Source organism: Marinobacter sp. CP1 (assembly GCF_001266795.1).
Classification (GTDB): Bacteria; Pseudomonadota; Gammaproteobacteria; order Pseudomonadales; family Oleiphilaceae; genus Marinobacter; species Marinobacter flavimaris.
This window is the reverse complement of the sequence record NZ_CP011929.1, coordinates 1,734,799-1,756,378: the sequence shown is the minus strand read 5'-3', so window position 1 is coordinate 1,756,378 and position 21,580 is coordinate 1,734,799. Positions and strand designations below refer to the sequence as shown.

Here is a 21,580-nt window from a genome sequence, read left to right as displayed (position 1 = left end):
GCAAATCACCATGGCAGAAGTGTCCAAACCGGTGGGCAAACCGGTCACTTCAGGCCACTGCCCAATGCGGTCTGTGGTTGCTATCATTAGCCCCTATTTGGAAACAATAACCAGAAACAGGACCGCCATGCTCAGCTTTCTCCCTGCCCCCGTCATCGGTGTACTCAATTCTATCCTGTTGGGAATCAACACCCTGTTCTGGTGCATCCTGCTCTACATCCCGGCCATTCTCAAACTCATCATCCCCATCCAGGGCTTCCGGGTCCTGTGTACTCGGGTCATCATCTGGATCGCGGAAGCCTGGGTTGCCTGCAACACCGGCTGGATGAAGCTGACCCATGGCACGAAATGGGATGTGAAAGGTGCCGAAAACCTCCAGCGGGAAAGCTGGTACCTGGTGCTGGCCAATCACCAGAGCTGGGTGGATATCTTCGCCATGCAGCGGGTGTTCAACCATCGGGCGCCGTTCCTCAAGTTCTTCCTCAAGCAGCAGCTGATCTGGGTGCCGGTGATCGGCCTCGCGTGGTGGGGTCTGGATTTCCCGTTCATGAAGCGCTACACCCGGGAATACCTGATCAAACATCCGGAGAAGCGGGGCGAGGATCTTCGGTCAACCCGCAGGGCCTGTGAGAAGTTCCGGTACACCCCGGTGAGTGTGATGAACTTTGTCGAAGGCACCCGGTTTACCCAGGCCAAACACGACAAACAGAAGTCGGCCTACAAGCACCTGCTGACGCCCAAGGCTGGCGGTGCCGCCTTCGTGCTCGACGCCATGGGCGATTCGATCCAGACCCTGGTGGACGTGACCATCGCCTATCCGGACGGAGCACCCACCTTCTGGGAATTTATCTCTGGCCGGGTCAAGGAAGTCAAAATGGAAATCCACACCGTTGATATCCCGGAGCATCTGAAAGGCCGGGACTACTCAACGGATGCAGAGCACCGCCGGAACGTGAAAAACTGGCTGGGGGATCAGTGGCAGGCGAAGGATGAACGGCTGGAGCGGATGCTGGCCCGGTAATTACCGGGCATCAGCTGTCGGAGTCGTCTTCCACTTCATCCGGGTGTTCCTGCTTGTAGCGCTCCCACTCTTCCCAGTCGTGGGGCGTCCCCGCATGGGGCCGGCGCAGGTGCTTGGCGTGCTCCATGGCGTTGTGGCGCAGGCTGTGGTCCCGCTCTTCCTCTTCCTTGTCAAAACCGTACTTTTTCAGAAATTCGTCAGGGCTGATGGGCATGGCGCACCTCCATCAAAGGAATATGTCCTTGTAAGTACGATGCGCCTGCCCGTGTGGTTTTTCAACCGTCGTCGGAGCCGGTCCCGGTCGGGATCTCCTGTGCTTCCACCAGCTTGAAGTTGATCTGCCTGCGTTCTTCGTCCACGCCTGCAAAGCTTACCGTTACCGGCTGCTCCAGCTGGAAGATTCGGCCGTTCTTGTTGTGGATCAGGCGAAGAGTGACCGGGTCAAAGCTGTATTTGCCATCCAGATCCTTGCAGCTGACGAACCCTTCCAATCCGTTGGCATCCAGCCGTACAAAGAAACCGGCGGGCACCGTGCGGCTGATCACACCGCTCATGGGTTCTTCGCCGAGTGTTTTGGCAAAGTCACTCTTGAGCCAGGCTTCCAGACTGTTTGCCGCCTGACGGGCGCGGATCTGTGCAGCCTGCAGGGCCTCGAGTTGATCCTCGGTCAAGGCCTTCATGGGGGTGTCCCACAGCGCCGACTTGATCAGCCGGTGGACATAGAAGTCCGAGAACTTGCGCAGTGGCGAAGTAAAGGTGGTGTAGGCGTCCAGGCCCATACCCTGGTGAGGCGCGGGCTTGAAGCTCAGTTCGGCCCGGGCCAGCTGGCGGGACAGTATGGCTTTGACCGGCACCTCGGCTTCCAGGGCATCGGTTTCTTTCATCAGTTTCCGGAAGCCTTCGGCCTGATGGGCATCAACCCCCGAGAGATGTGGTGCGTGGCTGTCGATCAGTGCCCGGATGTTGTCGGCGCGATCATCCCGTAGCCCGGGGTGCTGGATAAACAACCCTGCAGTCTGGTTGGCGAGGAAGTCTGCGGCGCAGCGGTTGGCGGCGACCATGCACTCTTCCACCAGCCGATGGGCTTCATTCTGGACGGACGGTTCAATCAGCCGGATGCGTTTGTTTTCATCGAGCCGGAGGCGGAATTCCGGCCGGTCGCCGCTCAGCAGCGCATGTTCACTGCGCCATTTCCTGAGTGCTGTCGCTGCCTGGTGCAACTGGTCCAGGCTGTTGGCAACGTCGTCCGGAAGTGCCTTGATCTCATCGTCCTCCCGACCTTCGATCAGGTTTGAGACGAGCTCGTAGCTGAGCTTGCCCTTGGACTGGATAACCGCCTGGTGAAAGCTGTAGTCGCCCAGGCTGCCATCGTTGTTAACCTGAAGATCACATACCAGAGCCAGCCGCTTCACGTCTGGCATCAGAGAGCACAGGCGGGTGCTGATGCTGTCAGGCAGCATGGGCAGGGGTTCGCCCGGGAAGTAAATGGCGGTGGCGCGATTGAACGCCTCCTGCTCCGCGGGGCTGTCGGTTTCGATCACAGCGGTCGGGTCGGCAATGGCGATCGACAGCGTCCAGCCGGTGGCGTTGGGTTCGGCCAGCAGGGCATCGTCCATGTCCTGGGTGCCCGGGCTGTCGATGGTCACATACGGGCGATCCGTGCGGTCTTCCCGCCCGGCTTCCCGGGATTCGATATCACTCTCACTGAGGCTGTCGGCCTGTGTACGCACCGCGTCCGGCCAGGTGTCGGCCAGATCAAAGGTAGCCAGGGTGAAAGAGCGTTCAATACCGGGTTCTCCCGCCTTGCCGATTACCCGCAGTACCTTGGCCTGGCCCTTGCCATCCTTGATCGGATGCTTGTGAATCTGACAGTAGAGGTAATCGTCCTGCTGGGCGTTCATTCGCTCTTTGGGGGGAATGAAGATCCAGCGGTTGATGCCCGGGGTTTCGGGCACCACGAAATGGCCTTTGCCTTTCACCAGGTAACGGCCAACAAAGGTGTTCAGGCGGGTTTCCAGCAGTTCGTCCACAACACCCTGGGTTTTGCCTTTCTCAACCTCCTGCTCGGTGACATTCACCCGGTCCCCGGGCAGCACCTTCTGCATTTCCTCGGGTGGCAGGAAGACATCCCGGCCTTCGTCGAGCGCAACAAATCCGAAGCGGCCATTGGTGGCTTTGACTGTTCCGGGAAAAACCACCTTGTTGTCCTTGATATCCGATTTCAGCTGGCGCAACTGGCTGAGGGCGTCGGCATTGAGCATGAAGTAACCTGGCTGGTAAAAAAAATGAATGATGGGGCGGAGTATAACGGTTATGGCGGTATGAGTCAGACCCGTTACGCGGGGTTAATCTCCGGGTCTTCCGAGGTGGTAATACAGACCCGGTTGCGCCCCTCATCCTTGGCCTGATAAAGCGCCCGATCCGCTTGACGAAGAATGGTATCGGTGCTGTCACCCGGCAGAGCAAAGTAGCCACCAACACTGACGGTGACCTGGGTGCCGGTTTTGCGGCTCTCCTGTTCCACGGATTCCCGGATGCGGAGGGCGATACGGTGTAGTGTCTCTGGATCGCAGGGCGACAACAGGACCACGAACTCGTCCCCACCCCAGCGTCCCGGATGGTCGTAGGGGCGCACGCCGGCTTTCAGCCACAGGGCAACCCGGCACAGGATCTGATCGCCGGCCTGATGGCCCAGGTTGTCATTGATGCTCTTGAAATGGTCAATGTCCAGCCAGATCACGCCAAAGCCGGTCTCCTGGCGGCGGGCCCGCTGGATTTCCAAATCCAGCACTTCGTCCAGGCCGCGACGGTTTTTCAGGCCGGTCAGGGGATCGACGCGGGCCAGTCGGTTCAACTCATCCGTTCTTTGAGCGACTTTTTCTTCGAGTTCCCGGGTAGAGTGGCCGAGGCTCTGGGTCATTTTCTCGAAATGATCCGCCAGCCAGCCGATCTCATTATCCGGTTTATCCAGCCGCGGCAGATCGAAGCTGCCCTCCCGGACTTTTTCCACGGCGTGTTTCAGGCTCATGATGGGCTTGAGAATCCGGGACTGGATAATCAGGTGGAACAGCACCAGTGTGACCAGCAGTGTGCCCAGGAATACCGCCACCAGCGGCCACAGATAGCTGGTTGGCAAGAGTGTATTGAGGTCAAGCAGGGTGATCTCAAACCAGCCAATCGCCGGCAGGAAGGCAACCCCGGCCAGATGCTTGCGGCCATCCACCGTCACGAAGCCGCTTTCCACCTGGCCGGCCTGGTCGCCCGGCTTCTTGAGAAGCTGCAACATACCGAGAATCTGCTGCTTGTCCTGGGGATCATCGAACAGCAGGTCGATGGTGTTCTTCTGGCCTTCGGGTTTGATGATGCTGGCGAAGTCGATGTAGTTCCGGTCGCGATAGAGCTGGATGGCGCCATTGTAATCCACGAACAGGGTGGTGATGCCCTCCTGACCGATGTCGACAATATCCTGCAGAAAAGCATCCAGACTCAGACCGGTTCCGACCATACCGACAATTTCGCCGGCCTCATCGCGCATCAGCACATCAATCCAGAGTTTGGTAACACCCAGCTCGGTATCCGGATTTACGTTGAGGTGGAAGTCGCGACCTTCTTCTATGAGCTGGAAAAACCAGGCGTCATCCGGCTTGTCTTTATCCAGCACATATCGGAACTGGTTACCGGCGTATTCGTTCTCCTCGTTGTTGTAGTAATAGTGGGCATTGTTGACGAGGGCAACGAAGTAGTTGTTGTCCCGGAAATTGGAACGAAAACTCTCCATCTGGCGGATGGCTTCAGCTTGGAGTGCGGTGTCATCCGGATTAGCGGCCCAGTTGATCAGGGCGGAGGAACTGGCCATCTGTTTGGCCAACCCGATTTCCCGCTCCAGGGACTGCAGCAGGCGGGCGCTGTCGTAGCGAACCTGTATTTCCGCGACCTGTTGGCCCCAGCGTTCGATGATGCTCTCGGACAGCTCCCGGTAGGCCAGCCACGAAGCCACGGAAGCCACGATGATGAGACTGGCGGCCAGGCCAAGGATGCGGGTTTTAAGGCTCAACGAGTATCCCTCTCGGATTTTTCTGGGTTTCTGGGCGCCAATGATAGAACACTGGTTAACCAGAGTGTAGAAAAAACAGACAGGGACTGGCAGGAAGCGGGAGGAAAAGGAGGCCGCAAGGGCCGATAAATACCGGCCCTTGCCTGGTTATTGGCGTTAATTGTGCTCGGAAAAGATCCGGGTCTGTCCCGCCTCGTTAAACAGGATGACCTTGTAATGATCTTTCCGGTCGCCCATTTCCATGCCGGGTGACCCCATGGGCATCCCGGGCACGCTGAGGCCGGTGGCCTGGGGTGCTTCGCTGATCAGGCGCTTGATGTCCTCGGCTGGCACATGGCCCTCGATGACGTAGTCACCCACGAATGCGGTATGGCAACTGCCAAGACCGGCAATCAGGCCTGCGTCGGCCTTGATCCTGCCCATATCGTTGGTGTTGGTCGCCTCCACCTCGAAGCCATTTTCTTTCAGGTGATCTATCCAGTCATCACAGCAGCCGCAGGTCGGGGATTTGTAAACGTGGATGCTCTGGGCTGCGCCGGCTGCCAGCGCCGTGGTGCTGAATCCCAGGGCTGCCATCAGGCCAAAAGCCAGGGTGTGTTTTTTCATGGCAAGTACCTCAGTGGTGATGTTGATGTTTACTTGAGCCTGTGTCGTCAGAACCGGAAAGCCAGAACCACCAGACGATGGCTGCCATCAGGGCAAGACCTCCGACGTTGACCAGCATTGTTTCCATCAGTTCCGCTCCTGTTGCTGTTTCGGATCACTGTTGCTGTCGTTCTGTTCCGGACGGTGACTGGTTCGGAACAACCTCAGACGGTTGGCGTTCGAAACCACCGTCACCGAAGACAGGGACATGGCAGCGCCGGCCAGTATCGGACTCATCAGTATTCCCCAGACAGGGTAGAGCAGGCCGGCGGCCACCGGAATACCCATTGTGTTGTATACGAACGCGCCAAACAGGTTCTGGTGAATATTTTTCACCGTGGCCCGGGAGATCTCGATGGCATCGGGCACGCCGTGGAGCGAGCCTCGCATCAGCGTGATGCCGGCGCTCTCAATGGCCACATCCGTGCCGGTGCCGATGGCAAAACCGACGTCCGCCGCCGCCAGGGCCGGAGCATCGTTGATGCCGTCGCCGACCATGGCGACTGTGTGGCCCTTGCCGCGCATTTCACTGACCACCTCGGCCTTGTCTTCAGGCAGCACTTCCGCGCGATAGTCATCGATGCCGGCTTTTTTCGCGATGGCCTTTGCGGTGGCGTCGACATCGCCTGTGACCATCATCACCTTGATGCCAGCCTTGTGAAGGCGCTGGATGGCAGCCTTGGAGTCCGGTTTGATGGCATCGGCAACGCCAATGACCCCCAGAGCTTCGGTGCCCAATGCCAGAAACAGGGGCGTGCCGGCTTCTTGGGTAATCGAGTGGGCGGCATCGTCCAGATCGCCCAGCGCAACGCCCTGGTCTTCCAGCCAGCGGCGGTTGCCCAGACGCACGGGCTTGCCGTCGAGTTCACCTTGCACGCCTTTACCATTCAGGGCCTCGAAACCGGTCAGCTTCTCCAGCTGAACGCTTTTTTCTTTGGCCTTCGCCAGAATCGCCTCGGCCAAAGGGTGTTCGGAGTGTTGTTCCAGCCCCGCCGCGAGCGCCAGCAGGCGTTGCTCTTCACCGTCGCTGGCATGAACCCGGGTAACTGCCGGATGACCTTCGGTGATGGTGCCGGTTTTATCGAGTATCACCAGGTCCAGCTTACCGGCGGTCTGCAGCGCATCGCCCTGGCGGATCAGGGCGCCGTATTCCGCCGCCTTGCCAACGCCAACCATCACCGACATGGGCGTGGCCAGGCCCAGGGCGCAGGGGCAGGCGATGATCAGCACCGTGGTGGCGGCCACCATCATATGAACCACCGCCGGTTCCGGCCCGACGTTGTACCAGACCAGCGCCGCCACGACGGCAATCAGCATCACGGTGGGCACGAACACCGACGAAATCTTGTCCGCAAGCCGTCCAATGGCAGGCTTCGAGCCCTGGGCTTTTTTCACCAGCTTGATGATTTGAGCCAGCGCGGTGTCACTGCCAACCCGGGTGGCCTCGTAGACAATCGAACCATGGGTGTTGAGGGTGCCGGCAGACACCTCATCGCCTTCCGATTTGCTCACCGGCATGGGCTCACCGGTGAGCATGCTCTCATCAATGCGAGTAGAGCCTTCGGCAATCACGCCATCGACCGGCAGTTTCTCACCGGGTCTTACCCGGATGTGGTCGCCCTTGAGAACCTCCTCTACCGGAATGTCCTGCTCTTCACCATCCCGAATCACCCGCGCGGTTTTCGCCCGCAGGTCCAGCAACCGGCGCACCGCCTCCGATGTCTTGCCTTTGGCCCGAAGCTCCAGGGCCTGACCCAGGTTGATCAGGCCGATGATCATCGCCGAGGCCTCAAAGTAGACATGGCGAGCCATCTCCGGCAACGCGCCGGGAATACTGGTGACGACAATGGAATAAAGCCAGGCGGTGCCGGTACCCAGGGCAATCAGGGTGTCCATGTTGGCGTTATGGTGCCGGAATGCCTTCCAAGCACCAGTGTAGAAGTGTCGTCCGGTAGCGATCATTACCCCAAGAGTGAGAATGCCCAGGTTCAGCCAGGTGAGCTGATTGGCATCCGTCACCATCATGGTGTCGAAACCCATGCCGTAGACCATCAGCCCAAGACCCAGGCTCAGACTCACGGCCATCTTTATCAGCAGTGTCTTGTACTGCTTCCGGTCTTCCTCCTGCTTGCGTGCGTCCGCTTCGTCCTCGTCCTCGATCACGCTGGCGCCATAACCGGCATTTTCTATTGCCTTCACCAGCGCCTCGGGATCGGCATCACCCGTGGCCGTGGCGGTATTGTCCGCCAGGTTCATATGGGAATGGCTGATACCGGAGACCGACATCAGGGCCTTCTCAATGGTGTTTACACAGGAAGAACAGGTAGCACCGGTCACGGACAGATGAATCTGCCCGTCCGCACCGGCTGCTGCCCCAGAACCAGTCGGAGCAGAATCTGCCTCGGTTGCCTGATCTTCAGAGTCGTCGGCGGTATCGGCCTCATCCTCATTCCCTGAAGAACAGCAACTGGCCGGCTCGGCGTCTTCCTGGAAAGGCTCGGCCGGGTAGCCGGTCTCGGTGACAATCCGAGCCGCCTCATCAGCATCCACGCCCTCCGGCAGGTCCACGGTCTGTTTTTCCAGATCGACCTCAACCAGCTCAGCATCGCCTGTCAACGGCTCCAGGGCGCTGCGAATCTTCTTCACACAGCCCTGGCAGGAAGCCCCGGAAATGCTGAGAGTGGTTTGTAAAACAGGTGTGTCAGTCATCCAGAATCACTCCTCGTTCTGTTCAGTTGCCCCGCAACAGGGCGCCGGATCATCCCAGTGTTCGATCAACCGGCAAATGGTATGGCCATCGGGCGTACCATCCGGCATGTCCTGCCAGGCGGCCAGCGCAACGGTCATCCGCTTGCGCAATTGCTGCAGCTCCCGAATCTCCCGCTCAACCTCCGCCAACCGGTGCTGAAACACATCCCGAACCATCGGACACGGCGAATGATGATTGTCCGCCTGATCCAGGATCTGTCTTATCTCAGGCAACGAAAATCCCAGCTGCCGCGCCTTACGGGCAAACCGAAGCCGTCGAAGATCCTCGGCATCGAACTGCTGGTAGTTGTTGTCCGGGTTACGGGTCGGTTTGAGCAGGTTCTCGCGGGTGTAGAACCGGACCGTATCCGGGTTTACGTCAGCGGCTTCTGCAAGCTCTTTTACTTTCATCGCCTTGTTCTCAATGTGCCAAAGATAATGGCTTCAGGAACCAGAGACTGAAGTCAGCACGGCAAACTCCAAACCAATTAAAAATAGACTAAAACCTGTGAGCAACTCACAGGTCAAAGGTTTTCTTGAGGAGGGAAAATCGAAGGACGGCTATCAATCCCGCGAGCGAAGAAACGTACCGCAGGTCTTGCACTGATCCGGCGCCATCAGCTTCGCCTGCCAGCCAATCTTGTGGCCACAAGCCGGACACGCCAGCTTCAGCTGCAGAACAATAATAGGCGTGATCAGCGCAGCGATCAGAACACCCAGGGGGCCCCAGCTTTCACCGCTGGACAACCCAAGCTGACTGCTGAACACCAGAATGACGGTCAGCGCCACAAACGCGAAAATGAAATAGTTCCGGTTCCAGCGTTCCCACTGGCGAATTTTATCGTCCTGCTCCGGAGTCAGGTATTGCGCGGCCATAGAATCTCACCTGAAGGATTTACCCGTATCTTGGGGACGGGCCGCGGCAATTACAATCCGGAATCGGCCGTAATGCCCGCCACCAGAACACCGGAAGCCAAGGCCTTCTCAAGGTCGGAAACCGGAATCGGTCGGCTGATCAGATAACCCTGGGCAAAGTTACATCGATGATTCTTCAGGAAACTCAGCTGCTCCTCGGTTTCCACACCCTCGGCCACCACCTCAATACCCAGGTTGTGAGCCAGGTTGATCACCGCCCGGGTAATCACCGCGTCGTCATGGCGTTCCGTGACTTCCGTGATAAACGAGCGGTCGATTTTCAGCAGGTCAACGGGGAAATCCCGAAGGTAACCGAGCGACGAATAACCCACCCCGAAGTCATCAATGGCAAGGTGAACACCCAACTGGTGCAGACGCGAAAGCTGATTCAGGTTGTGCTCGATGTTCTGGATGAAGATTTCCTCGGTGAGCTCGACCTCCAGGCGATTCGCCGGCACATTCTCCGCCGCCAGGGCTTCCCGAATGTGGTCCACCAGATCCTCGTCGTCCAGCTCCCGGCCCGAGAGATTGACCGCAATGCGCAGGCCCTCATGGGGAGTGCCTTTCCATGCGGCCAACTGCCGACAGGCCGCCATGACCACCCAGCGCCCGATATCAGTGATCCGACCGCTCTCTTCCGCCAGCGGGATAAACTCCACCGGCGGCAGAAGACCGCGGCGGGGATGGCGCCAGCGGATCAGCGCCTCGACGCTCTGGATTTCACCGGTGTTCAGGTTCAGCTGGGGTTGATAGAAGAGCACGAATTCGTTGTTGGCCAGGGCCTGGCTCAGATCCTTGTCCAGTTCAAGACGCATGACTTCCCGTTGCTGCATGCCCTCGGTATAGAACTGATAGGTATTCCGGCCCTGTTCCTTGGCCCGGTAGAGGGCAATGTCGGCATTGCGCAACAGCGTATCCGCATCCAGACCGCTCTGCGGGTACACCGCTACACCCATTGTGGCGGTAATGCTGTGGGACTGTCCCTGAACATCGAAGGGCTGGTCGAAGCACTGTTTGATCTGGCCCAGCAGGTGAATGATGTCGTCAATGTCGTCCACCTGTTGCTGGCAGAACATGAACTCATCGCCCCCGGAGTAGGCCACCAGCAGGCGTTCATTGCTGAGGCGGTTCAGCCGCTCGGACACCTTGATCAGCAGTTCATCCCCGAACTGGTGGCCGAGGGAGTCGTTGAGGGTCTGGAAACGGTCCAGGTCCAGCATCACCAGGGCAACCTGGCGCATCTGGCGATCGGCAATGTTCAGGGTGTGGGACAGGTCTTCCATGAAGAACCGACGGTTCGCCAGGCCGGTGAGGGTGTCGGTGGATTCCAGTCGCGCCAGATCTTTCTGAATGGCGGTGCGCTGCGCGATTTCCTGATCCAGTTCCCGGCGGGTCTTCAGCAGCGCGCGGTTGCGCTTGAGAATGAGCTGTACCAGCAGCGTGGTCAGACTGGTCAGCAGACCCATCAGCAAAAGGGTTGCAAAGGTCATCCCCGGCCAATAGCTGTACTGGCTTTCCACCCATTCAGTGGAAGGGCGCAGGGTCAATGTCCAGTCCAGGGTCGGCAAATTAACGTCCTGGGTCTGGGCAAAGTCGCGACTAACCGGCTGGGACACGTTCAGTTCATAGCTCACCTCGCCGGCCTCGCGAATCTCGACCCGGAAGGATTCCAGAACCCGCTCGGTGAGAAGCTGGCGCGCCAGCACTTCCATTCTGAACACGCCCGCTATAAAGCCATTATTCTCGGGGCCGGCACCCACCGGTGCATAGATCACCATGCCCTTGCCGCCCTGGCGCAAATTAATGATACCGGAAAGATCCCAGCTGCCGGACTGTTTCGCCCGTTCCAGTGCCTGGCGCCGTTCCTCGTTGAAGGCGACGTTGTAGCCGATGACCTCTTCGTTGTCGGTAATCGGCTCCAGCCAGCGGATAATGAAATCGGAGTCAATCCACTCAATGGCCTGGTAAACGCCGAAGTCGTCGAGGTAGTTGCGGGCATCCCGCCGCCACTCCTGTTTGGTTTTGGCAGGGTCTGCCTCCAGGCGTTTGGCCATGCGCCGGATGGCTTCGGCGTGGATCAGAAATTCCCGCTCCAGGTGGTTGGCCATGGCCCGGGCTTCGTTGGTCAGGTTTGCTTCTATCTGACGTTTGTCCTGCTGTACCAGCCCGTAGCGCAGGCCGGCTGCCAGACCCAGGAAAACCAGAAAGATCACCACCGGAAACAGCGGGCTCAGCAGGCCCGAGACAACAGGTTTGGGAGGTGATACAGGTTGTTCCACAGGTTACTCCGTGACTTTAAACGGTGGTACCGGGCAGTCGGCAGCGCCAGCGCAATTATGAAGCATTTCTACCGGCCACCGCCATCAGTTGCTTGATTCGGTCCCGAAGCGAGACTCCAAAGGCGCCGTCGGACAGTGGCCGTGCAATTTCCGGAGAACCCTCGTCAGGTTCGGAACCCGTGCCTCCCAGGTCGATGATACGCGGGGTGACTGGCTGCTTGTCGCCATTGAGCAGCACCTCCACCTTTGGTTTCAGCTTGCGCCGGGGGTGGGTCGCCAGGACGATGGCCACTTCGCCCGTCGACAGCTCGACCAGGCTGCCGGGCGGATACACGCCAATCATCCGTATGAAGGCTTCCACCATGGAAGCGTCGAACTGTTGGCCGCGGTTACGGAACAGGATGCGAATGGCTTCGGAGGCCGGTAGCCCATCCCGGTAACACCGGTCGCTGGTAATGGCATCGAAGGCGTCGACGATGGAAACCAGACGGGCGAAACGGCTGATCTGCCACTCCGCCAGCTGTTCAGGATAGCCGCGACCATCCATGCGTTCATGGTGGTGACGGGAGACATCGCTGATAATCGGATCCAGATTGACATCAGCACAAAGCAATTCGTAACCCAGCGTTGTGTGCTGTCGCATGATGCTGTGCTCTTCTGGCGTCAACGGGCCGGGTTTATTGAGGATCTCGTCGGGAACCCTGAGTTTGCCAAGGTCGTGCAGCAGACCGCACATGCCCACGGTCTCCAGGTCTTCGTCCGGCATGCCCAGGAAGCGGGCAAAGGCGACACAGAATATAGCCACCCTGAGGCAATGCTCTGCGGTGTAGGCATCCCGGGACTTTATCCTGCTCATCCAGAACATGGCGCTTGCGTTGGCTTTCACGCTGTCGACGCACTCCCGGATGATGGGGCGGGCGCTCTGGAGGTTGAGGTCATTGCCGGCTTCAATCTGTCGGGTGACTTCTTCCACAAAGGCCTGGGTCCGGCTCCAGGTTGCGTGTGCCCTTGGGAGTTCCTGCTGGAGAGAGCAGGTTTCCGGCAGCGGTTCGCTGGTGCGACGCTTGAGTAGCGAGATCTGATCGAGCACCGGGTTCAGGCGTGATTCTTCATCCTCCACCAGAACCCACTCACAGTACTGCCGCAGAATCTGCGCCTGGTTGTCATCAGTCAGGGTGAAGCCCTGAAACAGAACCGGCACCTGGGTCCAGGGCCGGTCCAGGCTCACGACGCGCATGCCGGGCTGGAGAAGGTCCACCGGTAAGCGCACCCGCTGGAGAGTCGAAACAGGGGAGTCCGAATGAGTTGCGAGCGCCGACGGCGCCGAGACGGAATGTCGGTGCTGTTTGCTGGATTTACGTCGGAACCACATGGCTCTACCAGTCTTCTGTTTTATGTCCGGTGATTATGTCAGACCTGACAGACCGGTTACAGAAGAGTGCTGGAAGTGTGACGCAGTTCCTGATGCAGATCGGGTATCAGGCGTTTCCGGAAACTCTGGCAATCCCCAGCCGGGGAATTTCCTGCTTGGGGCAACGGTCCATCACCACGGTCAGCCCCGAGGCTTCCGCTCGCGCCGCCCCTTCATGGTTGATGACGCCAATCTGGAGCCAGACCACGGGGATTTTCAGATCGATGGCCTGGTCGATAATCGCATCGGTGCGCTCCGGCGCCAGGAACAGGTCAACCATGTCCACCGGTTCGGGAAGGCTTCGGAGGTCGGCGTATACCGTTTCACCGAGCACGGTCTGACCTGCCAGGCGGGGATTGACCGGTAGGATTCGGTAGCCCTGGGACTGCAGGTACTCCATGACCTCATGGGAAGGCCGGCTGGTCTTTTCACTCGCGCCGACAAGGGCGATGGTCCTGACAGTGGTCAGGATGTCACGCAACTGTTCCGGGCTGGTACTGGGCATGATGCTGGCGAAACCTCGCTGGATTAACGGTGTGCCTGCAGACAGACAGACACGGACTCCGCGTAGCGTAGCGCGTGGGGCTTGTCGATTTCCACCTCGGCCCACTGGACCGCCTCGTGTTCCATGACAATGGTCAGGACCTCGTGGGTCAGGCGTTCCAGCAGGGCGAAGCGATTGCCATCCACGTGGTGAATGATCTGCTTGGTGATGGTGCGATAGTTGAGGGCGGCAGAGATTTCATTCCGGTTTACCGCCTCAGAGGCATCGTAAGTCAGCGCGACGTTGATCAACACGTCCTGCTGATTATTGATTTCTTCTTCCTTGATGCCGATGTAGGCCCTGAGAAGAAGATCCTTGATGCGGACTTTTGCCAGGTGATTCCCGTTGACGTCTGTCATGCGCCCTCCCTCGGGTCAGATAGTTCAGCGATTGTTACTGATCAGCGTCAGAAACTCTGTGCGGGTCGCCTGGGATTTGCGGAACTGCCCCAGCATCATCGAGGTTTTCATGCGGGAATTCTGTTTCTCCACGCCCCGCATCATCATGCACATGTGCTGGGCTTCGATGACAACGGCCACGCCCTTGGCGCCCGTGACGCTCTCAACAGCTTCGGCAATCTGTCGGGTCAGGTTTTCCTGGATCTGCAGACGGCGGGCGTACATGTCGACGATGCGGGCAAACTTGGACAGGCCCAGTACCTTGCCAGCGGGCAGGTAGGCAATGTGGCACTTGCCGATGAACGGCAGCATATGGTGCTCACACATGCTGTAGAGTTCGATATCCTGAACCACGACCATTTCATCCATGGCCGATTCGAATACCGCATTGTTCACCAGGTCGCCAAGGTCCTGCTGGTACCCGCACGTGAGGAACTGCATGGCCTTGGCCGCACGCATTGGAGTGTCTTGCAGACCCTCGCGATCCGGGTCTTCGCCCAGGCCATCGATGATGGCACGGAAGTGCCCTGAGAGGTCGTCAAGGAGTTTACTCATAGTCTTTTCCGGTTAGCAGTGTCTTACGAGGGCCAAAGCTTAAGGCAATTTGCCCGCCATCTCTACGCTTTACGCAGGCATCGTCGGAAAAGACCACTTTGGCCGCCACGCCCAGTGGTATGGGCGGTGGGGCTATGGCAGTGGCGGCCGGTTTGTTCTACAGTTTCAGGCTATCAATGTTCGTCGGGGACAATGCATGGATGAGGTGATGCCGACCGTTGGTGGGGTTTCCGCCGCGGGGCGCGAGGAAGGCACCCTGGAAGGGTGGCAACATGGAGGTAAGTGGTTCAGTTTCGGGGGACATGCCATCTTCAGCCGGATGGCAGGCTCGGGAGAACCGCTGGTGCTGATCCATGGATTTCCCACTGCCAGCTGGGACTGGAATCGGCTCTGGCCGATGCTGGTTCAGCAGCACAACGTGCTGGCCCTGGACATGCTGGGCTTTGGCTTTTCCGATAAACCCGCCGATTACGATTACAGCATTGAAGACCAGGCGGATCTGTTTCAGGGCTGGATTGAGGGTCTGGGTCTGCCGTCCGTGCACCTTCTGGTTCATGACTACGGGTGCAGTGTTGCCCAGGAGCTTCTGGCGAGGGAGCAAGAGGACCTGCTGCCATTCCGGATTGCGAGTGTCTGTTTCCTCAACGGCGCCCTTTTCCCCGAGGTCCACAATCCCCTGCTTATTCAGAAGCTGCTGGGGAGCCCCTTTGGCGGGCTGATCAGCCGAGGCCTGACCCGACGCAGTTTCGAGCGAAACTTCCGCCGGTTATTCGGAAGCCAGAATCCGCCTGATCGACAGGATATGGAGGATTTCTGGCACCTGCTGACCTACAACAACGGCCGGGGCATCCTGCATCATCTGATCCAGTTCATGGAAGAACGACGCTGTCACCGCAACCGGTGGGTTGGCGCGCTGCAGAAGGCAACGCAGCCGATGCGATTGATTTCGGGTACCGCCGATCCGGTCTCGGGTGCCGGCATGGTCAGACGCTACAGGGAACTGATGCCCGATGGTGATGTGGTCACCCTCAGGAATATCGGGCACTACCCCCATCTGGAGTGCCCCTGGGAAGTTTTCAGTGCCTATCGGGAGTTTCGCAAGCGCTGCGAGGGATAACCCCCGGGGCGGGCTTTCCTTAGCCCGATGCGGAATCGGGCATATCCTCGGCACCCCGGCCTACAACCGGTAGCGGCCGGGCCGCGTTGACGACCTGGTTGCGACCCCGGGATTTTGCTTCGTAAAGCGCCTGGTCCGCCCGGTTCAGCCAGACTGACCAGGTCTCACCCTTGCTGACCTCGGCGACACTGGCACTGGCGGTTACCTTGATATCTTCCAGGAATGGCCGTGCGCTGATGCTGGTCAAAAGCTGATTCGCCAGCACATCGGCATCTTTCTGGCGGGTTTCCGGCAGAACGATCATGAACTCCTCACCACCAATCCGGAACAGCTGATCGCTCTCGCGCAGGCGGGATCTCAGGCGCAGTGCCATTTCCGTGAGCACCTTGTCGCCGGCCAGATGACCCCACTGATCGTTGATCGTCTTGAAGTAGTCAAGGTCCAGCAGAATCAGGCTGGAGACCCGCTCATACCGCTCCCGCATCTGAATCTGACCGTTGAGGATGTCAGCCAGTTGCGAACGGTTCAGACAGCCGGTCAGGGGATCGGTGGTTGCCAGTCGCGTGAGTTCCTGCTGAAGCTTGCCCACCAGCCAGGCGAAAATCATGGCAAACAGGCACGTGAGGCCCAGCGAAAAGGTTATCCGCCAGAAGTCGGCCTCGGGAAATCGTAAAAAGGACACGACGGCCATAACGACAACGAAAACAATGTTACTTCCAATCGCCTCCCTGAGCGGTAGTAAAAAGAACAGGGCCGTGGCCGCCGGGTAGGCCCAGTACAGGCCGGCATGGCCATTGATGTGTGTCGAGTAGGCGGCACTGACCACGGCGAGCAGTGGAAACAGACGGCCTTTGAGGAAGTAGGTGCCCCGGAACCTCAGGAATGCGATAACCAGAAGGGCGTTCGTGCAGAACAGGACCAGTACCGCGGAAAGCAGATAATGGGATTGCTGCCATTGCACCAGAACCAGGGGCGCTACGGCGATAAATGCCCAGAAATGCAGGTGATAAACCAACTGGCGCTTGAAACCCAGCACCGCGAGTGTCGGGTTGGTGGCAAGGGTGGAGGGTGGTACCGAAAAATTCACAGCATACTCCCGCTGTTTGAGTCGTATCCGCCCGCGTCCGGTGCCGGGACAGTCTTGAAGTCTAGCATGGCCGTTCATTTAATGAAGCAGACAGCGCCGTTTATGACCACCATTAGTTTTGTTCAGTTGGCCGCGCCTTGTCCACTTCGTTAAACTCCGCGGGACTGATTCAGGGACACGCCCAGGGACCATCCTATGACTGCTATTCACATCCGAGAACCGGCTCTGACGATCCGGGCAGGCCGGCGCGCGATGCAGCGCCTCAGGGAAACGCCGCTGTCGCCCGAGGATGTGCATGTCATTCCGGGTGCTGCCGGTGGCCCCAAGGCTCTGGGAATAAGTGGCCTGGATAAAGCCATTTTCGGTGACTGGTTGCCAAGGGTTCCGCAGGAGCGATCATTGATCGGCTCGTCGATCGGCAGCTGGCGTTTTGCCGCGGTGGCTTCCTCCGATGACCCGAAAGCCCAGCTTGCCCGGCTGGCAGAACTTTATACCGCACAACGCTTTGCCAAGGGTGTCAGCGCTGCGGAAGTGAGCCGCAAGAGCGTGCTGTTTCTGGAAGAGCTGCTCGGTGGGCGGGAAGACGCCATTCTGAACCACCCATGGTACCGACTGAACGTTGTGGTCGTTCGCAGCCTTGGCATGCTGGCGGAAGACGCCCGGGGCCGGCTGGGGCTCGGCCTTATGGGCGCGATCAGCGCCAACATGGTCAGTCGTCGTCATCTGGGCAGGTTCATGGAGCGGGGGATCATCCATGACGCCCGCCTGAAAGCGCCTGTGTCCAAACTGGTGGATTTTCCCAGCCACGAGGTTGCGTTTAACCGCGATAACCTGTTGCCTGCTCTCCTGGCCTCCGCATCTATCCCCCTGGTGATGTCCGGTGTCCGCAATATCCCCGGCGCGCCCGAGGGTGTCTATCGAGACGGTGGTTTGCTGGACTACCACCTGGATCTGCCTTACCAGCAGCCTGGCGTGGTGCTCTACCCGCATTTCACCGATAAGGTGGTTCCCGGCTGGTTCGACAAGTCCCTGCCCTGGCGGCGGGGCGACGCCTCCCGGTTGCAGGACGTGCTGCTGGTTGCGCCATCAAGAAGCTATCTGGAGTCCCTGCCTGACCGCAAGCTCCCGGACCGGAAGGATTTCGAGCGCTATGCCGGTGACGATGCCGGCCGGGAACGGGCCTGGCGTTCGGCGATTGCCGAGAGTGATCGCCTTGGCGATGAGTTTATGGAACTCACGGAAACCCGGCGCCTGCCCGATGTCATCAGGCCGCTCTGAACACAGGGCTTCCGAAAGAGTGACTATACTGGTGCAGTAAAGTCACGAATCGGGGAATACGTTATGTCGGATGAAAAACCGGTGGTCGCCAGCAAGACACCGTTCTCTGTGATGGTTGAGGCGGGCAAGAACTACTTCTGGTGTGCCTGTGGCCGCAGTGGTAGCCAGCCATTCTGTGACGGTTCCCACAAGGGGACCGGGATAACCCCGATCAAATACGAGGCGGAGAAGAAAGAGTGGGTGTGGTTCTGCGGGTGCAAGCAAACCGGTAACGCCCCTCTCTGCGATGGCAGTCACAAAGCGCTCGAGTAGAGCGCCATTCGCTGCAGGGTGCTCACCCTGAAGCCCGAGAGGCCGTGAACCGGGTCTTTCAGTGCCCGAACCCTGAGTACTACTGGAATCTCCGTCTCCTGGTCACGATGGACCAGGGAAAGGTCAACGCGTTCAATGGAACTGTCACTGCGGGCGGCCGCGAGAGCTCGCCGGAAATTGTCCCGGGACGCCGGTGCAACAAGTTCCTCCAGGGGCTGGTTGACCAGGTCAGCGGGTGCCTGGTCCAGAAGTTCGGCGATTTGCGGTGAAACAAAACCGATCCTGCCTCTTTCGTCCAGTTCCCATATGACCGCACCGGACAGGGCCACCAGATCCCGGCTCCGTTGCTCACTATCGTTCAGTGCCCGCCGAAGTATCGATTTTTCGACCTGAAAGTTGGCGATCTGATGGTCAGCACCAATTTCTCTCTGTTCCAGACCACGAATGTGAAGTGTTTGCCGGTGTAGCCGTCGGTTCAGCACCAGGGTGAGGGCGGCCGCGAACACCGACAGGGCTGCACCGGCGATCCAGACGGTTCGTCGGGAGGCTTGGGCGACCGCTTCAAGTCCCTCTGGCGACGGTACGGTCGTGAGTATCCAGTTCTGATCCATTGGCGAAACTTCGGTACGCAGCGCCCGTGTCGGGTCCACCGAACCGTTGGTGCCCAGTTCCAACAGCGGCATCTTGGTATGTCGTTCGAGGGTGTCGATGCGCAGTCCGAGAGAATCCGGCAGGGTGTCACTGAACAAGGCCTGGAGCCAGGCAGACACGGGTTGGTTGTGGTCGCCCACCATAGACTGGTCCGGAACGTTGGCCAGCAGATGATTCACCAGGGCCTGATGCTGGGCGTGATATCGCGCTTCGGCAAGCGCCATGGCCCGACGCGCTTCAATGTTTGCAGTAATTCCGGTTACCAGCAGGCCGGCGGCGACCAGAAGCAGGGGAATCCAGATTCCTGGCCATAAGACCGGTCTGCGGAAACGGGCTGGAGTCGAGCTTTCCATGCCGGGCGTCCTTTGCGGCTGGGTCTGTACCCTCAGAACAGACCGACGTTACTCCTATACTCTAGTCCAGCTCGTGAAGAGAGGGAAATGCTCAGGTCCGGACTTTGCCAGCTGCGCCGTAGACCAGCAGGAATACGGCAAAAGCCGTAACAACAACGGAAGGGCCGGCCGGTGTGTCCAGGTGCCAGGACAGACTCAGACCGCCGCTCACCGCGACAAACCCGAACCCGACGGCCATGGCCGCCATGATCTCCGGATTGTGGGCCAGGCGCCTGGCGGTTGCCGCAGGAATGATCAGCAGTGCGGTAATCAGCAGCACGCCGACGATTTTCATGGCTACCGCGATGACCAGTGAGAACATCAGCATCAGAACCAGGCGAAGCCGCTCTACGGCAACACCCTCCACCCGGGCGAGTTCTTCGTGAATCGTGCTCATCAGCAACCCCTGCCAGAGCACGGCAAGGAGGATAATGATCAGTGCCGCGCCGCCGTAGATCCACAGCAGGTCTTCACGGCTCATGGCCAGCAGATCCCCGAACAGAAGGCCAGTCAGATCGACGCGGACATCCGGCATGAAGCTCAGGGTTACCAGCCCTATGGCCAGGGCGCTGTGGGCCAGTATGCCCAGCAGGGTATCGGTTGCCAGAGTCCGGGTCCGTGACAGGAGTACCAGTGCCATGGCCAGCACCACACAGGTGATGATCACACCAAGGTTCAGCGGTACGCTGATCAGGAAGCTCAGGGCGATGCCGAGCAAGGCCGAGTGTGCCAGGGTATCGCCAAAATAGGCCATTCGTCGCCAGACCACGAAACAGCCCAATGGCCCGGCTACCAGGGCCACGCCGAGTCCGCCGATCAGGGCGCGCCAGAAGAAATCGTCCAGAATTGCGTCAATGATGGGCATGGTCACATTCCGTGTGTCTGCCCTCGACAACATCCCCGTGCAGATCGTGGCTGTGGTTGTGGTGATGATGATAGACCGCGAGGGACTCTGCCACGGGGCGACCGAATGTTTCGATGAAAGCCGGGTCGTGGGAGATGTCCTCGGGATAACCGCTGCAGCAGACATGCTGGTTCAGGCAGATAACCTTGTCGGTTGCTGCCATGACGAGGTGCAGGTCGTGGGAGATCATGATAACACCGCAGTTCAGGTCATCCCTTAGCTGGCGTATCAGATCATACAATGACGCCTGGCCATTGATGTCGACGCCCTGGGCGGGCTCATCAAGGACCAGAAGGTCCGGTTTGCGGGCCAGGGCCCGGGCCAGCAACAGCCTCTGCTTCTCTCCCCCGGAGAGGTGGTGCACGGAGGCATGCAGCAGGTGTCCGACGCCGGTGCGGGCAAGGGCAGACTCACATTCCGCGAGGGACTGGCCGCTGAGCAGCATGAACCGCTTGACGCTCAGAGGCAGTGTGGCCTCCAGCGTCAGATGCTGCGGGACGTACCCGATCACCAGGTTCTTTTTCAGGGACACCTGACCCTCAGACACTTTCTGGATGCCGAGTACGGCCTTGATCAGTGTCGTCTTGCCTGCCCCGTTTGGACCAATGATGGTGATGATATCGCCACGGTGAATCTTCAGGTTGACCTGATCAACCACGGGGCGTTCGTCAAACCGGACAGTGAGGTTCTCCAGGTTGACCAGAGGATCAGTCATGGCCGGGCTCCGACTGGCATCGGGGGCAAAGGCCGGCAATTTCAAGCGTCGTGGTCTCGGGCCGGAAGCCTTCGCCGGATGCGGCTTTACGAACCTCTGTTGACACCTCTGGAGCGGTCAGTTCGAGCACATTGCCGCAGGCGCGACAGATCAGAAACATACCGGTGTGGCTTTCACCCGCGTGGGTACAGCCGATAAAGGCGTTGAGCGACGCGATGCGGTGCACCAGCCCATGCTGCTGAAGGAAATCCAGTGCGCGGTAAACGGTGGGCGGCGCAGCGTTATGACCATCGGACGACAGCTCCGCCAGCACGTCGTAGGCGCCCAGCGGCTTGTGGGATTGCCAGATCAGCTCCAGAACCCGTTCCCGGATGGGCGTCAGTCGGGCATTCTGCCGCTGGCAAATGGTCCGGGCGTCAGTCAGGGCCTGACTGACACAGGCATCGTGGTTGTGAGGCCGGTAGGGAATAGCACGGGCAGACATGGTCGCAATCCTGCAAAATTTGAAACATTATAACATTTGCAGGGCTGTCTGCCATGTCCGGCAGTGGCAC

At 59.1% G+C, this 21,580-nt stretch carries 21 protein-coding genes; 4 read left to right on the top strand and 17 right to left on the bottom strand.

Features of this window, described 5'->3' with window-relative positions; translation table 11 throughout:
* Window positions 1–127: 127 nt before the first annotated feature.
* A complete protein-coding gene (locus tag ACP86_RS08240; RefSeq protein ID WP_053113281.1) occupies window positions 128–1,021 on the top strand; it encodes an acyltransferase in 894 nt (297 codons plus the stop codon).
* A gap of 10 nt (window positions 1,022–1,031) precedes the next feature.
* Here the strand turns inward: ACP86_RS08240 and ACP86_RS08235 are convergent, their stop codons facing one another.
* The 12 genes from ACP86_RS08235 to folE all read right to left on the bottom strand — a co-directional run bounded on the left by ACP86_RS08235 (window position 1,032) and on the right by folE (window position 14,570).
* The gene (locus tag ACP86_RS08235; RefSeq protein ID WP_008172739.1) at window positions 1,032–1,235 is read right to left on the bottom strand and encodes a hypothetical protein; all 204 of its coding nucleotides are present in this window, start codon (window positions 1,233–1,235) and stop codon (window positions 1,032–1,034) included.
* 61 nt (window positions 1,236–1,296) lie between these two features.
* Entirely contained in the window at window positions 1,297–3,282 is a 1,986-nt protein-coding gene (locus ACP86_RS08230; protein ID WP_053113280.1) for a ribonuclease R family protein, read from the bottom strand.
* Between the two features lie 74 nt (window positions 3,283–3,356).
* Complete coding sequence (locus ACP86_RS08225) at window positions 3,357–5,075, bottom strand: diguanylate cyclase (protein ID WP_053113279.1); 1,719 nt, start codon at window positions 5,073–5,075, stop codon at window positions 3,357–3,359.
* 156 nt (window positions 5,076–5,231) lie between these two features.
* On the bottom strand, window positions 5,232–5,681 hold the full coding sequence (locus ACP86_RS08220) for a DUF411 domain-containing protein (protein ID WP_008172744.1): 450 nt from the start codon (window positions 5,679–5,681) through the stop codon (window positions 5,232–5,234).
* 126 nt (window positions 5,682–5,807) lie between these two features.
* Window positions 5,808–8,429 (bottom strand): heavy metal translocating P-type ATPase, encoded by a 2,622-nt coding sequence (locus ACP86_RS08215; protein ID WP_053113278.1) that lies wholly within the window; start codon window positions 8,427–8,429, stop codon window positions 5,808–5,810.
* Between the two features lie 6 nt (window positions 8,430–8,435).
* The gene (locus ACP86_RS08210) at window positions 8,436–8,879 is read right to left on the bottom strand and encodes a MerR family transcriptional regulator (RefSeq protein WP_053113277.1); all 444 of its coding nucleotides are present in this window, start codon (window positions 8,877–8,879) and stop codon (window positions 8,436–8,438) included.
* 153 nt (window positions 8,880–9,032) lie between these two features.
* A complete protein-coding gene (locus tag ACP86_RS08205) occupies window positions 9,033–9,344 on the bottom strand; it encodes a hypothetical protein (RefSeq protein WP_008172753.1) in 312 nt (103 codons plus the stop codon).
* Between the two features lie 50 nt (window positions 9,345–9,394).
* On the bottom strand, window positions 9,395–11,662 hold the full coding sequence (locus ACP86_RS08200) for an EAL domain-containing protein (RefSeq protein WP_008172754.1): 2,268 nt from the start codon (window positions 11,660–11,662) through the stop codon (window positions 9,395–9,397).
* A 55-nt stretch (window positions 11,663–11,717) separates the two neighbouring features.
* The gene (locus ACP86_RS08195) at window positions 11,718–13,034 is read right to left on the bottom strand and encodes an HD-GYP domain-containing protein (protein ID WP_053113276.1); all 1,317 of its coding nucleotides are present in this window, start codon (window positions 13,032–13,034) and stop codon (window positions 11,718–11,720) included.
* A 106-nt stretch (window positions 13,035–13,140) separates the two neighbouring features.
* Entirely contained in the window at window positions 13,141–13,578 is a 438-nt protein-coding gene (locus tag ACP86_RS08190; protein ID WP_053113275.1) for a CoA-binding protein, read from the bottom strand.
* A 23-nt stretch (window positions 13,579–13,601) separates the two neighbouring features.
* On the bottom strand, window positions 13,602–13,976 hold the full coding sequence (folX, locus tag ACP86_RS08185) for a dihydroneopterin triphosphate 2'-epimerase (RefSeq protein WP_053113274.1): 375 nt from the start codon (window positions 13,974–13,976) through the stop codon (window positions 13,602–13,604).
* A gap of 24 nt (window positions 13,977–14,000) precedes the next feature.
* Complete coding sequence (gene folE, locus ACP86_RS08180; RefSeq protein ID WP_008172758.1) at window positions 14,001–14,570, bottom strand: GTP cyclohydrolase I FolE; 570 nt, start codon at window positions 14,568–14,570, stop codon at window positions 14,001–14,003.
* A gap of 196 nt (window positions 14,571–14,766) precedes the next feature.
* Between folE and ACP86_RS08175 the strand changes: the two genes are divergently transcribed.
* A complete protein-coding gene (locus ACP86_RS08175; protein WP_082220550.1) occupies window positions 14,767–15,687 on the top strand; it encodes an alpha/beta fold hydrolase in 921 nt (306 codons plus the stop codon).
* A 19-nt stretch (window positions 15,688–15,706) separates the two neighbouring features.
* Here ACP86_RS08175 and ACP86_RS08170 read toward each other — a convergent pair whose 3' ends face one another.
* Window positions 15,707–16,774, bottom strand: a complete 1,068-nt coding sequence (locus tag ACP86_RS08170) for a sensor domain-containing diguanylate cyclase (RefSeq protein WP_014578682.1) — start codon at window positions 16,772–16,774, stop codon at window positions 15,707–15,709.
* Between the two features lie 195 nt (window positions 16,775–16,969).
* Here ACP86_RS08170 and ACP86_RS08165 point away from each other — a divergent pair, with 195 nt between their 5' ends.
* Entirely contained in the window at window positions 16,970–18,052 is a 1,083-nt protein-coding gene (locus tag ACP86_RS08165) for a patatin-like phospholipase family protein (RefSeq protein ID WP_053113273.1), read from the top strand.
* 63 nt (window positions 18,053–18,115) lie between these two features.
* Window positions 18,116–18,364, top strand: coding sequence for a CDGSH iron-sulfur domain-containing protein (locus tag ACP86_RS08160; protein WP_008172764.1), 249 nt, complete (start codon window positions 18,116–18,118; stop codon window positions 18,362–18,364).
* On the opposite strand, the gene ACP86_RS08155 is transcribed toward ACP86_RS08160, so the two are convergent.
* The 4 genes from ACP86_RS08155 to ACP86_RS08140 all read right to left on the bottom strand — a co-directional run bounded on the left by ACP86_RS08155 (window position 18,346) and on the right by ACP86_RS08140 (window position 21,510).
* Entirely contained in the window at window positions 18,346–19,368 is a 1,023-nt protein-coding gene (locus tag ACP86_RS08155; protein ID WP_008172765.1) for a PAS domain-containing protein, read from the bottom strand. The genes ACP86_RS08160 and ACP86_RS08155 overlap by 19 nt on opposite strands.
* A gap of 91 nt (window positions 19,369–19,459) precedes the next feature.
* Window positions 19,460–20,272: a zinc ABC transporter permease subunit ZnuB gene (gene znuB / locus ACP86_RS08150; protein WP_008172766.1), complete on the bottom strand. Its 813-nt coding sequence runs from the start codon at window positions 20,270–20,272 to the stop codon at window positions 19,460–19,462.
* Window positions 20,259–21,026, bottom strand: a complete 768-nt coding sequence (gene znuC, locus ACP86_RS08145) for a zinc ABC transporter ATP-binding protein ZnuC (RefSeq protein ID WP_008172767.1) — start codon at window positions 21,024–21,026, stop codon at window positions 20,259–20,261. Before znuC ends, znuB begins: the two co-directional genes overlap by 14 nt.
* On the bottom strand, window positions 21,019–21,510 hold the full coding sequence (locus ACP86_RS08140) for a Fur family transcriptional regulator (RefSeq protein WP_008172768.1): 492 nt from the start codon (window positions 21,508–21,510) through the stop codon (window positions 21,019–21,021). Before ACP86_RS08140 ends, znuC begins: the two co-directional genes overlap by 8 nt.
* Between the last annotated feature and the right edge of the window lie 70 nt (window positions 21,511–21,580).